Here is a 15,145-nt window from a genome sequence, read left to right on the forward strand (position 1 = left end):
ACTCATCTGTAAACTCACAATACAAAAAAGCTGCCGAAGCAGCTTTTTTTTACGGGGGTAATAATTACTTAGGTACTGTAATCACAGAGAGTTTATCTACCCCTACACGTTCAATACTTGCCAATAATTTTGCGACTGTTCCATAAGGTACAGTCTCATCAGCATTTAAATTTAATGCTAATTTAGGGTTACTGCTTTTGCGTGACTTTATTTCTTGTTCAAAGTTCGCAAGTGTCACCTTATCTTTATCAAGGAATATTTCACCTTGTGGATTTACACTAATCACCACAGCTTTATTCTGGTCTGTAGATTGAGTTGGTGCCGCCTTGGGTAAGTTCACTTTCACCGTATTTGTTAACAAAGGAGCTGTCACAATGAATACGATGAGTAAAACCAACATGACATCGACTAACGGCGTAATATTAATTTCACTGACGACATCGTCTTCTTGAGAGGTAGAAATTGCCATTATGCAAACACTCCTTTCTCTTTCACTTCTTTAACAGAATTATCCTTAAGGGTCGTATTTCCAGTCGTACCTTTTTTAGCAGTTGGTAGTTGGAATCCTGCCTTTTGATTTAAGCTTACAAAGTCAGTTGCAAAGTCATCAAGATCTGCGCCAATTGTTTTTACTTTACGCACAAAGTAGTTATAGGCAAGCACCGCAGGTACAGCAACTGCAATACCAATACCCGTTGCAACCAGAGCCTCTCCAATTGGTCCAGCCACCACATCCATGCTTGCATTACCTGAATGAGCAATCGCTTGTAATGCATGAATAATCCCAAAGACTGTACCGAACAGACCAATGAAAGGTGCATTATTTCCAATAGAAGCCAGTAAAGCCGAGCCTTTTTCTAATTGACGGCGCTCGGTAAGAACTTGTTTACTTAAATGGCGCTCTAATAAGTCCTGACGGCTCCAACTGTTTTGTAAGTCTTGATGCGTCTTTTCATCTGCTTCAATTAATGTCTGAAAACCTGTGTTAGCCACTCGTGCTGCTGGGCCTTCACCAAGTTCAGATTTCGTCACTGCATCGGATAAATTTTTTGCTTTCCAAAATTCTTCTACAAAAAGCTTACTTTGTTTAGTCGCTCGCTGTGTCTGGACCACCTTAACCACAATCAACACCCAAGTCACAATTGAGAAAGCAACTAATAACCAGATCGTGCCGTCATGGATCAATGAATTAATATCTGTCATGAAAATATCCTCTTAATTTAAATTTTATTTCGGTAATTGATAATGAATTGGAACATCGACCCAGCCTTCTACAGGTGTTTTCCCTTTTAGTGCAGGTGAAAATTTCCATTGCTTTACTGTTCTTACGGCAGCACTGTCTAGAAGTTTTTTGCCACTACTTTGCTTGACACTAACCGTATCAGGGCTACCATTTGCTAAGACTTTTACCCGTAAAATGACTGAGCCTTCCCAACCACGTTCTAAAGCTTGTTCAGGGTATTCAGGTGCAGGGTTACTGAGATATCCGGCATAACCTTTGGCTTCAGTCACTGGCAAGTTGTCATCTGAAGCTTTTACAGGCTCAGCAACTTTTTTAACCGGTTCTGCGACTACTTCTTTTGCGACCACAGGTGTTGCAACTTTTTGTGGAGTTGGTTCAGCCACCGCTTTTGCAATTGGCTTAGGTTGCTCCACACTTTTTTGGACAGGTTTTGGCTGTTCAACTTGTTTAGGAGTTGGCTTGGGTTTTTCCACCACAGGTGGAACTTTTGGTTTTTCAGTAATCGGTGGGATTTTTGGTTCAATCACTTTAGGTGGTTCAACCGGTTTTACAATTTCAATCACCACAGGTTCGGGTTTATGAATGTCTAAAGCCGCTGTTGGTAATTGTTTTGCGATATACCAAATTCCCAGATGTGCTGAAGCAACCGCAATAATTGCGATTAAGACTTTATTTAATTTCTCTGGAGCAGGTTGAATGGCTTCTTGATCATGCCGTGCAAATGGATCTGCAATTTCAGTTGAGGCTGCAACTGTTGCATATTGCTCAAAGAGCAAAGCCCGCTTATGGGGATTAAAGATTTGTTCACGCATAGCAACTTAAACTAAAAATAAAAGATTAAGTAGTAAGTTGCACAAGCCATGCCAAATACTTAAGTTATTATTTTTTATTAGTTTAATTTATATTTTTTAAATGTTTGATACAAAAGATGTTGGTTTTCAAACACTGTTATGCTGTTCAAACAACAAGACCCCTTTGATTTCTCAAAGAGGTCTAAGTTTATTATTTTAATTTATATCCTACTAAGGGTAAGACTTCTTCAGCCACCCGATATGCTTCTTCTAAATGAGGGTTACTCGCTAAAATAAAATGTCCTACCCCAATATCAATATATTCTTGCAAACGTTCTGCGACCTGTTCATAGCTCCCTACTAAAATACAGTTTGGCCCACCTCTTACATTTGACATTCCCGCCCAAACATTCGGACTTACAAATAAGTCTTCAAAACGATTGCCCTGTGCCAATGCTTGCTGACGTTTAGCTCCTACCGATTCAGTATCTTTTCGTTCAAATGCATTACCATCAACTGCAATGGTTTCATACATCTGTTTAAGCTCTTGGAATGCTTGTTCTTGAGTAGGTCGTGCCAAAATATCGATACGCATGCCAAATTTAACTTTCCGTTCTGGCGAATTCTGCTCAAAGAAATTTTGAGCCTGTTCGATCACTTTCTTTTGTTGGTCTACAGGCTCCCCCCAAGTTAAATGAATATCGGCATGACGTCCTGCCACTTGTAAAGCAGCATCACTCGCACCTGCTAACCACAAACGCGGAACGTCATATTGATTCATTGGGTATTTCAGGCCGCCCTGTTCAACATGGAAAAACTTTCCATCGTAATTAAAAGGTGCATTGTGTGAGTAACCTTTTACAAATTCTAAAAATTCATTGGTCCGTGCATAGCGTTGATCATGTTCAATGAAGTCCCCATAAGCGCGTTGCTGTGCGCCACCACCGCCTGAAATTACATTCCACTCTACTCGTCCCTGACTTAAACGCTGTAAACTTGCAGCCATTTGGCTTGCATAGGCTGGATGAATAAACCAAGGCTGAATTGCGATGAGTAAGCGAAGCCTTTTTGTCTCTCTTGCCAGCGCAGAGGCTAACACCCATGGCTCTTCAGTATGTGGAAAAGCAGGAATGAGTGCGCCGTGAAAACCAACAATATCGGCTGCTTTTGCCACTTGCTGGACATAGTCATAGTAAGCAAATAATTGATCTTCATGTTGTGGTGCAACACGTTGTGGAGATTGAACTGATGGCGTTAATTGATTCCATTCACCGCGTGTGTGTAACTGATGTGCTCGACGACCATCCCCATGAACAGGGATTCTCCATAAAAACTCAACTGACATAATGAATCTCGATAATTTAAAGATTTGACGATATTTAATTCGTTAAAAGTCTTATGAGCAGGAATCATGCCGTTATTTTTTTAAATTAATTTTCAGCTATGGTACTGTTTTATATAACTATTACAAAATCGAGTTTAAATGCTGTGTTGATATTTCAACACTTAGCCACTAAAGAGTGTCCCAATCACAACATAACTGCGGTATTTAACCTCAATAATAATTTTAAAAAATTATAATTTATTGATTTATTTATAATAATTTTATTGGCTTGGTTCTTGCTCTATACCCATATATTTTTTAATTCTTATGATGATATGCGTATTTTTCCACGTCTACTTTTAGGTTTCAGTTTTTTGGGTCTTGTTGCTTGTGGCGCACAAAAAACAGAAGAGACCACCCCAAAACAGTCTGAACAGCAACAACTCCGAATTGCAGTCGTTGCCAATGGCACTTCGGGTAGTTTGGACTTTATTGGTGTGCCACAACTGATTTCACAAGATCAAATTTTTCTAAAAGCATTAAAGGAAAATCACATTGAATTAAAATGGGAACCTGTAACCACTGCTGCTGTAGCAACTCTGGTCAATGAAAGTTTTATAAATAATAAAATCGATTTTGCTTTTTATGGAAACCTTCCTGCTGTAGTGCTCAATGCAACAGGCGTTAAAACGCAAATTGTTGTACCTGGAGGTATTGGTAATAACGTCTACCTTATTGTCCCAGAAAATTCACCTATTAAATCTATTGAAGAATTAAAAGGTAAAAAAATTGCATTACATCGTGGCCGTCCGTGGGAAATTAACTTTGGGCAACTCATACAAAGTAAAGGGCTAAGCTTAAAAGACTTTCAAATTGTTAACTTAAACCCACAAGCTGGGGCTGCTGCTCTATCTGCTAAAAGTGTAGATGCCTTTTTTACCTTAAGCGATGCACTTACTTTACAAGATCGCCATTTGGGTAAAATTATTTGGTCATCACAATCTTTACCAGCGGACTGGAAAATGCGTGCCGAACTCTGGGGTAGCAAAAGCTACATTGAGCAACATCCAGATACTACTCAATTACTTGCTGATGCGACAGTACGTGCAATGGACTGGATTGCCCACCATCAAGATGAGTTTCAGCAAAGTCAAACTAAGTTTGGCCAACCTCTTAGTGTGATTCAACGTGAAAGCCAGAACACGGCAAGCACATGGCAACAAGACTGGTCACCTAACTATCAAGTCGATTTTCTTAAACAGCATTATTCAAAAGTCATTGATCACGCTGTGAAAAATCAGCTTATTCAAACACCAATCAAAGCAGATGAATTATTGAATCCGAAGTTTACCCGTCAAGCGATTCAAAATTTACAGGCCAATCATGCCCCCAATAAGCAGGGAAACTAGACCATGAAAATACTAGTAAAGCCGCTTATTGAGCAAAATAACGTTTTATTTAAAACCCCACTCCGTAAGAAATTTTCTTCTAAAAAGGTGTATGGGCTGCTCTCTGTGATTTCACCCTTATTAGTATTACTCATTTGGCATTTGATTAGTTCTTTACAGATTTTCCCAACCCAAATTTTGGTGCCGCCTAAAACTGTCTGGAATACTTTCATTGCGTTGTTACAAAGTGGTGAGCTTCAAATGCATCTCAAAGATAGTCTTTCTCGTCTGTTTTTGGGATTTTCCATTGCAGCAATCAGTGCAATTGCTTTTGGTATTGCCTATGGAGCAAACACAACGTTCCGTAATTACACCTATATTTTATTCAACGTTCTTTATCAAATTCCGATCTTTGTCCTTATTCCCATTTTTATTTTAGTTTTTGGGATTGGTGAATTATTTAAAATTCTACTGATTATTAAAGCCTGCTTTTTTCCAATTGCTTTAGCAACTGCCGATGCAGTCAAAAATATTCCCAAAAAATATATTGAACTAGGACAAATTTACCAGCTTAAAACACGTGCTTGGCTCAGGCTTATTGTTCTTCCATCCATACTCCCGCCGTTAATTGGTGGGCTACGAATTGCTCTTGGTCGTGCATGGTTGATCTTGGTTGCCGTTGAACTACTGGCTGCTGGAACGGGTATTGGGCAAATGATGGAATTAGGACGTCAAATGTTGCGATTAGATGTCGTGATGGTCGGTGTGTTTATCACAGGCCTAGTGGGCTTTGGTTTAGATAAAGTTTTACGGTTAGTGGAACAACGCTTTATCTCACCTGCACTCAGTTCGAGGGATAAATAATGTCTCAGCGTTCATTTACTTTAAAACAGACATGGCAACGGCCAATTATTTTAGTACAAGGCTTGGTACTGCCATTATTGTTATTAGGCTTATGGCAATACAACTCAAGTTTAGGTGCCAGTCATGCTTATGCATTTGTTCCTTTACAAAACATTTATTTCGCATTTATTAAATTGCTTGAAACAGGTGAATTGTGGCTAAACACGTGGGGAAGCCTTAAAAAAGCTGGAATAGGATTTATCTTAGGTTCGATAAGCGGATTAATTTTAGGTACTTTGCTCGCCTATTCAAAGGTTTTAAATGCTTTAGTTTCTCCACTATTTAATAGTATTCGACAAGTACCGTTACTGGGCTTAACACCCTTAATTGCCTTATGGTTTGGTAATGGAGAAGAAGCAAAAATCTTTATTATCGCGCTTGCCTCGTTTTTTCCATTAGTAATCAATACGTTTCAGGGCCTCAGCCACAATGATGCAAAATACGATGAAATCGCACGTATTTATCAATTTTCATTCTGGCGCAAATTTAAAAAAATACGTCTCCCGCAAGCCCTACCCCATATTTTAACCGGTTTAAATTTAGCCGTGCCATTTACTTGGATCACCACGACAGCAAGTGAATTGCTATTCAATGCGGGTGCGGGACTCGGCAACTTAATGATGAAAGCCGAGATTAATGCCGAAATGGATATTCTGTTGGTTTGTGCCATCACGGTGACTCTGTGTGGAGCTTTCATGACCGCAAGCATTCATCTTATTTCAAAGCGCTTACTACAATGGCGTACCTAATCTTTAATTTAAAAAATAACATCGGGAATTAATATGTCTTTCTCTCTACTTTCTATTAAAAAACTCAATAAATCTTTTCAGCGTGATCAAAATATTTTGACCGTTTTAGATGGGATTAACCTCAACATTAAGCAAGGCGAATTTATCTCGATTGTTGGTAGTAGTGGCTGTGGAAAATCAACCCTACTACGCCTCATTGCTGGATTAGATCAAGACTATGAAGGTGAAATTTTACTAAATCAAACCCAGATAAAAGGCACAGATTTAAAACGCGGTCTCATCTTTCAAGAGCACCGATTACTTCCATGGCTTACTGTTTTTGAAAATATCCATTTAGCACTTGAAGAGACTCCACTCACCCGTGAAGAGCGAAATTTACGAGTAAATGAGCATATAGAAATTGTCGGGCTGAAGGGTTTTGAAAAGGCGTATCCACATGAGCTTTCGGGTGGCATGGCACAACGTGTTGCAATTGCCCGCGGACTCGTCAATAAACCCGATATTTTACTTTTGGATGAACCTTTTGGTGCTTTAGATGCCATCACACGGAGTCATTTACAAGCTGAACTTCAGCGTATCTGGCAACATGAAAAAATCACCATGATTTTAGTGACTCATGACATTGAAGAAGCTGTCTATCTTGGAGACCGTGTGATTGTGATGTCAGCTCGACCAGGAAAAATTAAAGAAATTATTCAAGTTCCGTTAGCTCATCCTCGACATAAAGAAAGTGAGCTGTTATTTGGTTTCCGTAATCAGGCACTTAATATGCTAGATCACACTGCATAATTAATTTGAATATTGATCGATATTAATATGATTTAGAAAAGAGATAATATTGTGATATTAATATTATTTACATTTAATTAATATAGGATAAAGAAAATGGGTTTATCTATTTGGCATATTTTACTGTTTGCGGTGATTGTTATTTTATTATTTGGAACTTCAAAGTTAAAAAATCTAGGTAAAGACTTAGGTGGTGCAATTAAAGATTTTAAAGATTCAGTTAATTCTGATGATCAGAAGTTATTGCAAAACCAGCAATACAAAGATATCAGTCCACTCGAATCACATAATGAAAAACAAAATAAAATATGAGTGATTTATTATTATGTTTAATATCAGTTTTGGAGAGTTATTAGCTTTTGCAATTATTGCACTTATTATTTTAGGACCTGAAAAGCTTCCTCACACGTTAAGATCAGTCCTCCTAAAATATAGAGCAGTTAAAAACCAAATTAGTAAAATTCAAAATGATATTGAAAACGAACTTGACCTAATCGAGCTTAAAAGAGTCATGCAAGAAGAGCTGCAAAAAATAAAACAAAATGAAGAGCAGCTCAAACAACAACTCCAACTCATGCAACAAGAAATTGAAAATGTACAAACATCTGTTTCTATTGAACAAAAAACCAAAACACGCCGCATCAATGACTATATCTATACCGGTTCAGATGAGTTAAAGACACCATTTTTAGCTCATTTTAAAACAGCCAATAAATTCAGTGAGGATCAAGCCGCATGACGGAACATATTGTCAGTGAAAGCCTCACTGAAATGAAATATAGCGAACATTTAAAAGAATTAAGAAAACGGCTGATCTATAGCATTGGTGCAGTTTTAGCGATTTTTTTACTGTTATTGCCGCTTGCTCAGAAGAACTACCATTTTCTTGCTCACCCTTTAATTTCATTGCTTCCTAGCAACTCCACCATGATTGCAACAGATGTCATGAGTACATTTTTAGCGCCCTTTAAACTCAATATTTATTTTGCGATTTTATTAAGCATTCCCTTTATTCTTTATCAATTTTGGCAATTTGTTGCTCCAGCTCTTTATCAAAAAGAAAAAAGGTTCGGTATAGCACTCGTGCTTTCGAGTAACCTTTTATTTTATTTAGGAATTGTGTTTGCCTATACTTTAATTTTGCCACTTGCTTTAAAGTTCTTCGTATTGGCATCGCCTGATAATGTATTACCCATGACGGATATCAATAGCTATCTAGATTTTTGTTTAAAGCTTTTTCTGGCGTTTGGTCTGGCATTTCAAATTCCAGTTTTAACTTATATTCTTATTTTTATTGGCCTTATTTCTATTCAACAGCTAGAGGCACATCGCAAACACATCATTGTATTCTTCTTTTTTATTGCAATGTTTATTACCCCTCCTGATGTTTTTAGCATGCTTGCTCTTGCAGTCCCAATGTGGCTGCTTTTTGAATTGGGTTTATGGGTCACAAAATTCACAACGCAAAAAAACATCCATTAAAAAATGGATGTTTTTTCTATGTAAAATCATTAAGCGATTTCATTTTCATTCTTATTAGGTAGTAAGTTATATCTTGATAGAAGATTACGCAAAACATTACGAGATAGACCTAACATTTTTGCAGTCTTGACCTGATTATTCCAGCAACTTGAAAATGCAGTATTTACAATTTTATCTTCAATAATATGCCAAGCTTCTCCATCATACTCCTGAAATAAACGCTTTAAGATATTCTCAAATTCTTGAATAAGATCATTGTCTGGTAACACGGCGGAACCCGTTTCCTCAGAAAATCTTAAGTGCTCAAGATCAATTGTTTTACCGCCACTCACGAGCAAAGCATAATGAATATTGTTTTCCAGCTCACGAATGTTGCCTGGCCAGCTATAGTTCAGCAGCGCATTTCTTGCTCTATCACTGATATTGGGTTTAGTGGTAATGAGCTTCTGAGAGTATGAACTTAAGAAGAAATCAACCAGAGGTAAAATATCTCCTTTACGTTCACGCAGTGGCAAAATATTAAGCACAACTACATTCAAGCGATAATATAAATCTAGACGAAACTTGTTTTCTGCTACAGCTTTACGTAAATCGACATGTGTTCCCGACAAAATACGGACATTAATTGGAATTGGTTTTCGACCACCCACGCGTACTACTTCTTTTTCTTGCAATACCCTTAATAGCTTAACTTGTAAGGATAGTGGTAACTCACCCACTTCATCTAAAAATAAAGTGCCACCATCCGCTGTTTCAAAAATACCAGCTCGTGTTTTATTTGCACCCGTAAAAGCCCCAGCTTCATAACCAAACAGTTCAGACTCAGCAAGTGTCTCGACTAAAGCACCACAATTGACTGCAAGAAAAGGCTTATTTTTACGATCACTTTTCAAATGAATTTCGCGCGCAATTAACTCTTTGCCTGTTCCAGATTCACCTTGAATGATGACGCTGGCAGAGCTTGGAGCAATCGTTTCCACTTGATTTAATAATTTACGGGAGTTTTGATCTGAAAAGATAATTGCTTTTGCTCTTATTGGTTTTACAGGAACACCATTATCAGGCAAAGTAATTACTTTATAATCATTATCTAAAAAGGTCTTCATAATTGCCCCATAAAACTTATGATATAAGCATTCTAAAAGGCTATATTACATTTCAGGGTGTTTTTTAATAAATAATAAATAAAGATATTTAATCCAAAATTCACCTATTTATTATAAGAATATTCTCTCTTATAAATTAAAAATAAACACAATTCTTTTTTTATGATATGTTGCTTATCAAACACAATGTTGTCTTTTTGATTAAATCTAAACACTCAAGTAATTATAAACCACTACAACATTTGATTTATATAGGCATAAAGCTTGGCATTTATTTTGCTCATTCATTTAAAATCCACAAAATAGGTTTAATAATGAGCATCGAATTTGTTGGTATGGTTTTTCCCAACCAATGGTCTGAAACCAAAGGAACACGTATTGGTCATAAAATTGACCTCGAATATCTACGTTACCATGCACGGGCACATGAATATGCGGGTTTTGATAAAGTCTTAATTGCTAGCGGGCCAAGCAGTCCGGATAGCGCACAAATCGCAGCTTATCTGGCACAGCATACTGAGCAACTCGGGTTTATGATTGCCCATCGTCCTGCACTCCTCACTCCAAATCTTGCTGCGCGTTCTTTTGCTACGCTTGACCATACTACAGGTGGTGGAAGAATTCGGTTACATGCAATTACTGGAATTACTGCCGAGCCTCAAGAGGGCGATTATATTGTTGATAAAGTTCAGCGCTATGAACGGACGGGTGAATATCTAGATATCATCCAGAAACTCTGGAAAAGTGATCAACCCATTAGCTATGAAGGTAAATACTTTAAGTTAGATAATGCTTTTTGCCCGTTAAAGCCAGTCAACGGTACAATCCCGATTTCATTCGGTGGCTCATCAGATATTGCTTATGATATTGCAGTCCGGCATGCAGACCTGTATTCACTATGGGGTGAGCCACTGGCTGGAGTAAAAGAGCAAATTACTAAATTGAAGCTCGCAGCAGAAAAAGCCAATAAACCACAGCCTCCTGTTAGCTTATCTGTACGTCTTATTATTGGTGCAACTGAAGAACTTGCTTGGCAACGAGCAGAACAGATTCTTTCAGACATTCAGAATAATCCGACTTTTCAAAATAACGGTACATTATCGGGACATAAAATCAAAGGCATCGGTTCACAACGCTTATTGGCAGCAGCCCAGCAAGGTGATCGACATGACCGCGCATTGTGGATGCCAACTGCAACCGCTGTAGGGGCTTATGGTGATACGACAGCCCTAGTTGGTACGCCAGACACCATTATTGCATCATTGCTTGATTATGTAGATTTAGGCGTTACGACCTTTTTAAATCGTGGCTACGATCCTATCTATGATACGGTCGATTATGGTCGTTATATTATCCCCGCTGTACGTGAAGAGGCAGCCAAAAGATTAAAACAAATTGCTTAAGCACTTAAATCATAAAGCCGCTCTTCAAAGATGTTGAATGAGCGGCTTTTTTTAATAAAGATTTTCTTCAGCGAGAAAATCTTTAGTCCATCTTTTATTGCAAGTCAGGTTTACAAATAGCCTGAATTTTCTCTCCCGCAATCACCTTTTTAGCAAACGGAATTGAATCTTTTAATGAGGCATTAACAGTTTCGCTATGGCCTAAGCCATGATACAAATGACCTTCGACTACTGTACCTGCTTTACAAGCATCTGCCACCAGCTTCATTTGAGAACGAGCATCTGGTGTTCGGTCATTTGCCCCTGTTCCAATAAACAATGGGTGACTGATTTTTAATGTAGGATAATAACCATAATCATTCGACTGTTTCTCTTGGAGCTTTTTATAGCTTGCAGGTGGATTAGGTTTATATGCTTGTGCTGGCGAAAGACCCGCAGTTTGAATATCTCCCATAAAGCTTGTTAAGCATGCATTTCTTGCTTGTTCAACTAAAGGCGCTGCTTCAGGTGTGAAAATATCTTCTGTTTTTATTTCTGGATATAAACTTTGCGTCACCAAAAAACTATAGATGCCATAAGCAAGCGACGGACTGACTTCATAAGGATTTAACTTTAACTGATTTTTTTCAGGGGTCGCTTCAGGATATTGATAAATCACGCCTGTACCAATGGAACCTTTAATATTTAAGTCAGGTGCGTACGTTGCCGAATAAGAAGAAGCCGCAACAGCCCCAGCGCCTCCTTGTGATTGGCCAACAATCACAAACTTATTAGCAAGTGGTAACTTGGTTTTGAGAGCAGCTCTACCACTATCTAAAATACTATAAGCCAGCATTGGGTTATTAATTAACAAATGCGGTCCTGCAACACCTAAACCTTCGTAATCTGTTGCAACGACAGCAAATCCTTCTTTAAGCCAACGATTTAGATATTGTACATCTCGGTATGATCGTCCACTCCAAGACGGCGCACAAGCATCGGCCAAACCGACCGTACCATGTGCCCATAACACCACTGGCCAACCTTCTTTAGGTGGTGTTCCTTTTGGTAAGTGAATACTGCCTGAAACCACAATAGGTGTTTTGCTATCTTTACCACTGGTAGAACTGTAGAGAATCCGGATAGCCTGACTGTCATTTGCCAAACGAATATAAGGATTATGAATAGCTTCTGTTTTTAATAGTTTTCCTGCTTGTTCAGGAATAGCCGATTTCCATGTATAAAACTCGGAAACTCGGCCATCTCCATATTTATCTTCAGGAGCTGGAGCTTGTTGAGCATTTGCCAAACAACTCGAAGTTAACACCGTTGTGATTAAAGAAAACTTGCATAACGTTGATAAAAAAGTATGTTGCATTGTCATTTACCTTAAAATTTGTTTCATCATTTTTGATTTAAAATTCGTAACTTACGCGGCCATATAAATATGTTCCAAATGCTCCTTCCGGCGCATTAAAACTATATTTGACGATGTTGCCGACTGAAGAATCTTTCGCTTGATCAGGATGGCTATTAAATAAATTGATCGCGCCTAAATTGAATTTCAGGCCTTTCACGAATGCATCCGCTTTGTAGCCAATATCCAAATCTGCAATCCACTGAGGGTCAAAGGTTTGGTCTAATGCAGTATTGGTATTATTTAAGGTGGTCCATTTATCGTAGCGACGGATTGCTGTATTCACGCTCCACGCTTGATTTGACCAAAGTGCGACAAGCGTTAGCTTTGTCTTTGGTGCAGCGGACTCAATGAGGCTTTGTGTATTTCGTCCTGCAATGCTTGAAACCGGAATTCGCTCACCTTTTGCGGTAATAGAATCTCTTGTTTCTGTAATTTCATTTTTGTTATATGCCAGACCTAGATTCAGATTTAACTTGCCATATTGTTCAAGGTTTAAATCATGTTTAAGCGCGAGCTCTACGCCTTGGGTACGTGTATCTAGTAAATTATTAAAGAACGCCACATTGGCAATGTTTGAATACGGTGTATTAGCAAAAGCATTGGTAATTACGCTTCCAGTAATATTGTCTGAAAGCAAAATACGATTTTTAATATCAATTTGATAAAGGTCTAAAGTTGCCGATGTATTAACAAGAGGCTTCCAAACAAAACCTAAAGAATAATTCGTTGATTTCTCAGGTTTAAGAGAAGTTCCACCAATCAGTAAAGCTGCCTCACTGCCTGCAACTAAAGTTCTTTGTTGCACATCTTGCCAACCTGAAGGGGTCTGCACTGTTTGTACGCTATAAGCCGAATAGCCCTGCTGTGCCAATGACGGCGCTCTATAGCCTGTATTTACTGAACCACGTACCGTAAATTTAGGTGATACATCATATTTAGCAAATAATTTTCCGTTTGTGGTCGAACCAAAGTCTGAATATTTTTCACTTCGAACAGCGGCACCCACATTCAAGTCTTTAATAATATCTGCTTCTAAATCTAGATAGACACCGTAAACATCGCGGCTAATTTTTCGTTCATCTTGGTCTGTAATTCCGGCATATATTCCCGGAACACCAACACCCAATGTTGTGCTTGGATTAAAATATGGGCCGCGGGTATAGGCAATTGGATCACCTGCATTTTGCTTATATTGCTCCCAACGATATAAAACCCCTGTAGACAACGTGAGTGGGCTTGCTAACCAGTCAATTGCAATATCGCGGCTATAGTCTAGTCCTGTATTTAATTGCGAAAAAATATTTTCACCCAAGTCATAGTTTGAAGGAGAATTTGGCCCGTAGCTTGGGTTAATGCCATTGCCTTGTTCTGTGCTGACTTTATTTTGTCCATAGGTCGCATAAAGATCATATTTACCTGACTTCTGCTCTCCTTTTTTAACTCCAATTGTTGTTGCAAAATCATCTACAGTGACTAAGCTCAATGGCGAGCGTCCATCTGGATAACGTTCTTTAAAATAGCTGGATTGATTCAGTACTGTTTTGGTTGTTGGTGGCTCATAAAAGTTTTCCCCTATCGTTTTACGGTGTCCGTAGCTACTAAAGCCATAAAATGCAACGTCATCCGTCAAAGGTAAATCTAAATTCGCCGTTACATTGATTTGATCTTTTTGTTCTGGTGAACCAAATTTCCATGTTCTATAGGGTGTATTTTGTTCTGTATATTGAGCCTTGGTTGAACCATCATAAAAAGTTCGTGTATCTGGGGCCGTGTTACTTGCAGCTTCACGTTTGCCTAAATCTAATGCAACCGTCAACGCACCATCATTAGGGAGCGCAAAACCTTTCCAAAGATTCACTTTATGTTGTTCACCATCTCCTTGAGTGTAGCCACCCGTTTGATAGCTTACGCCGCCGCCATGATCTCGTGATTTCAAAATAATATTAACGACGCCGGCGATTGCATCTGAACCATATTGTGCAGCAGCACCATCCCGTAAGATTTCTATACGCTCAATCGCGCTCACTGGAATTAAACTTAGGTCAGTTACCGCCGCTCCTCTTCCACCTGCATAGGCTTGGCGGGTGAAATATGCTGATGTATGACGACGTTTTCCATTAATTAAAATTAGAGTTTGATCCGCAGATAATCCTCTAAGTGCAATACTTGGTGGAACCGATGCGCCAAATCCACCCGCAGGAGAACTCGGTAACGTCACCGAAGGAGACAACCGTGTTAATGCTGCTGCCAAATCAGTTGCCCCAGTCTCTTGTAACTCTTTGGCAGTTAAAATATCAACGGGTGCAGGTGCATCGAGAGAACTACTAATTGCTCGTCTAGAGCCAGTGACAACGACAGATTGTAATGTGATGACATCCTCTTTCTCTGACAAATTCTTTTGGTCGTTTGCCAAAGCAATTGAAGCAGTAAGTGCACTCAGTGCAAAAAGTGAGGACTGAATAATAAATTGAGAAAAATATGTACGCATATGAGCTTCCTTAACGATCTAGACCGATATAGCAAAGCCAATGCCAATAATTAAATTATTTATTATCAATTGGTTAATTA

Annotated in this window: 15 protein-coding genes; 8 read left to right on the plus strand and 7 right to left on the minus strand. The window is 38.6% G+C overall.

Annotated elements, in window-relative coordinates; genetic code table 11:
* Nucleotides 1-64: 64 nt before the first annotated feature.
* The 4 genes from RMB13_RS16470 to RMB13_RS16485 all read right to left on the minus strand — a co-directional run bounded on the left by RMB13_RS16470 (nt 65) and on the right by RMB13_RS16485 (nt 3,379).
* Complete coding sequence (locus tag RMB13_RS16470) at nt 65-469, minus strand: biopolymer transporter ExbD (RefSeq protein WP_001018517.1); 405 nt, start codon at nt 467-469, stop codon at nt 65-67.
* Nucleotides 469-1,203, minus strand: a complete 735-nt coding sequence (locus RMB13_RS16475; RefSeq protein ID WP_017390738.1) for a MotA/TolQ/ExbB proton channel family protein — start codon at nt 1,201-1,203, stop codon at nt 469-471. Before RMB13_RS16475 ends, RMB13_RS16470 begins: the two co-directional genes overlap by 1 nt.
* A gap of 24 nt (nt 1,204-1,227) precedes the next feature.
* The gene (locus RMB13_RS16480) at nt 1,228-2,055 is read right to left on the minus strand and encodes an energy transducer TonB (protein ID WP_311085811.1); all 828 of its coding nucleotides are present in this window, start codon (nt 2,053-2,055) and stop codon (nt 1,228-1,230) included.
* Between the two features lie 190 nt (nt 2,056-2,245).
* Nucleotides 2,246-3,379, minus strand: a complete 1,134-nt coding sequence (locus RMB13_RS16485) for an LLM class flavin-dependent oxidoreductase (RefSeq protein ID WP_005040664.1) — start codon at nt 3,377-3,379, stop codon at nt 2,246-2,248.
* Between the two features lie 314 nt (nt 3,380-3,693).
* Here RMB13_RS16485 and RMB13_RS16490 point away from each other — a divergent pair, with 314 nt between their 5' ends.
* From RMB13_RS16490 to tatC, 7 genes are all read left to right on the plus strand, one after another.
* Nucleotides 3,694-4,767 (plus strand): ABC transporter substrate-binding protein, encoded by a 1,074-nt coding sequence (locus RMB13_RS16490; RefSeq protein ID WP_311085812.1) that lies wholly within the window; start codon nt 3,694-3,696, stop codon nt 4,765-4,767.
* Between the two features lie 3 nt (nt 4,768-4,770).
* Nucleotides 4,771-5,610, plus strand: a complete 840-nt coding sequence (locus RMB13_RS16495; protein WP_311085813.1) for an ABC transporter permease — start codon at nt 4,771-4,773, stop codon at nt 5,608-5,610.
* On the plus strand, nt 5,610-6,398 hold the full coding sequence (locus RMB13_RS16500) for an ABC transporter permease (RefSeq protein WP_250375717.1): 789 nt from the start codon (nt 5,610-5,612) through the stop codon (nt 6,396-6,398). Before RMB13_RS16495 ends, RMB13_RS16500 begins: the two co-directional genes overlap by 1 nt.
* Nucleotides 6,399-6,431: 33 nt before the next feature.
* Entirely contained in the window at nt 6,432-7,187 is a 756-nt protein-coding gene (locus RMB13_RS16505) for an ABC transporter ATP-binding protein (RefSeq protein ID WP_311085814.1), read from the plus strand.
* Nucleotides 7,188-7,283: 96 nt separating this feature from the next.
* Nucleotides 7,284-7,499, plus strand: coding sequence for a Sec-independent protein translocase subunit TatA (locus RMB13_RS16510; RefSeq protein WP_045432320.1), 216 nt, complete (start codon nt 7,284-7,286; stop codon nt 7,497-7,499).
* Between the two features lie 13 nt (nt 7,500-7,512).
* Nucleotides 7,513-7,926 (plus strand): Sec-independent protein translocase protein TatB, encoded by a 414-nt coding sequence (gene tatB, locus RMB13_RS16515; protein WP_309950968.1) that lies wholly within the window; start codon nt 7,513-7,515, stop codon nt 7,924-7,926.
* Entirely contained in the window at nt 7,923-8,669 is a 747-nt protein-coding gene (tatC, locus tag RMB13_RS16520; RefSeq protein WP_045432324.1) for a twin-arginine translocase subunit TatC, read from the plus strand. The genes tatB and tatC overlap by 4 nt, the downstream gene beginning before the upstream one ends.
* A 29-nt stretch (nt 8,670-8,698) precedes the next feature.
* Here tatC and RMB13_RS16525 read toward each other — a convergent pair whose 3' ends face one another.
* Nucleotides 8,699-9,775: a sigma-54-dependent Fis family transcriptional regulator gene (locus tag RMB13_RS16525; protein ID WP_017390729.1), complete on the minus strand. Its 1,077-nt coding sequence runs from the start codon at nt 9,773-9,775 to the stop codon at nt 8,699-8,701.
* 314 nt (nt 9,776-10,089) lie between these two features.
* Here RMB13_RS16525 and RMB13_RS16530 point away from each other — a divergent pair, with 314 nt between their 5' ends.
* A complete protein-coding gene (locus RMB13_RS16530; protein ID WP_311085815.1) occupies nt 10,090-11,178 on the plus strand; it encodes an LLM class flavin-dependent oxidoreductase in 1,089 nt (362 codons plus the stop codon).
* A gap of 94 nt (nt 11,179-11,272) precedes the next feature.
* On the opposite strand, the gene RMB13_RS16535 is transcribed toward RMB13_RS16530, so the two are convergent.
* On the minus strand, nt 11,273-12,484 hold the full coding sequence (locus RMB13_RS16535) for a lipase family protein (protein WP_311086023.1): 1,212 nt from the start codon (nt 12,482-12,484) through the stop codon (nt 11,273-11,275).
* 88 nt (nt 12,485-12,572) lie between these two features.
* A complete protein-coding gene (locus RMB13_RS16540) occupies nt 12,573-15,065 on the minus strand; it encodes a TonB-dependent receptor (RefSeq protein ID WP_311085816.1) in 2,493 nt (830 codons plus the stop codon).
* Nucleotides 15,066-15,145: the final 80 nt, after the last annotated feature.

This window comes from Acinetobacter sp. V102_4 (assembly GCF_031799005.1).
GTDB lineage: Bacteria > Pseudomonadota > Gammaproteobacteria > Pseudomonadales > Moraxellaceae > Acinetobacter > Acinetobacter calcoaceticus.

Excerpts from the sequence above, each read along its gene's own strand:
- RMB13_RS16470 (WP_001018517.1), bottom strand. The coding sequence starts at position 469 with ATGGCAATTTCTACCTCTCAAGAAGACGATGTCGTCAGTGAAATTAAT.
- RMB13_RS16475 (WP_017390738.1), bottom strand. The coding sequence starts at position 1,203 with ATGACAGATATTAATTCATTGATCCATGACGGCACGATCTGGTTATTA.
- RMB13_RS16480 (WP_311085811.1), bottom strand. The coding sequence starts at position 2,055 with ATGCGTGAACAAATCTTTAATCCCCATAAGCGGGCTTTGCTCTTTGAG.
- RMB13_RS16485 (WP_005040664.1), bottom strand. The coding sequence starts at position 3,379 with ATGTCAGTTGAGTTTTTATGGAGAATCCCTGTTCATGGGGATGGTCGT.
- RMB13_RS16490 (WP_311085812.1), top strand. The coding sequence starts at position 3,694 with ATGCGTATTTTTCCACGTCTACTTTTAGGTTTCAGTTTTTTGGGTCTT.
- RMB13_RS16495 (WP_311085813.1), top strand. The coding sequence starts at position 4,771 with ATGAAAATACTAGTAAAGCCGCTTATTGAGCAAAATAACGTTTTATTT.
- RMB13_RS16500 (WP_250375717.1), top strand. The coding sequence starts at position 5,610 with ATGTCTCAGCGTTCATTTACTTTAAAACAGACATGGCAACGGCCAATT.
- RMB13_RS16505 (WP_311085814.1), top strand. The coding sequence starts at position 6,432 with ATGTCTTTCTCTCTACTTTCTATTAAAAAACTCAATAAATCTTTTCAG.
- RMB13_RS16510 (WP_045432320.1), top strand. The coding sequence starts at position 7,284 with ATGGGTTTATCTATTTGGCATATTTTACTGTTTGCGGTGATTGTTATT.
- tatB (WP_309950968.1), top strand. The coding sequence starts at position 7,513 with ATGTTTAATATCAGTTTTGGAGAGTTATTAGCTTTTGCAATTATTGCA.
- tatC (WP_045432324.1), top strand. The coding sequence starts at position 7,923 with ATGACGGAACATATTGTCAGTGAAAGCCTCACTGAAATGAAATATAGC.
- RMB13_RS16525 (WP_017390729.1), bottom strand. The coding sequence starts at position 9,775 with ATGAAGACCTTTTTAGATAATGATTATAAAGTAATTACTTTGCCTGAT.
- RMB13_RS16530 (WP_311085815.1), top strand. The coding sequence starts at position 10,090 with ATGAGCATCGAATTTGTTGGTATGGTTTTTCCCAACCAATGGTCTGAA.
- RMB13_RS16540 (WP_311085816.1), bottom strand. The coding sequence starts at position 15,065 with ATGCGTACATATTTTTCTCAATTTATTATTCAGTCCTCACTTTTTGCA.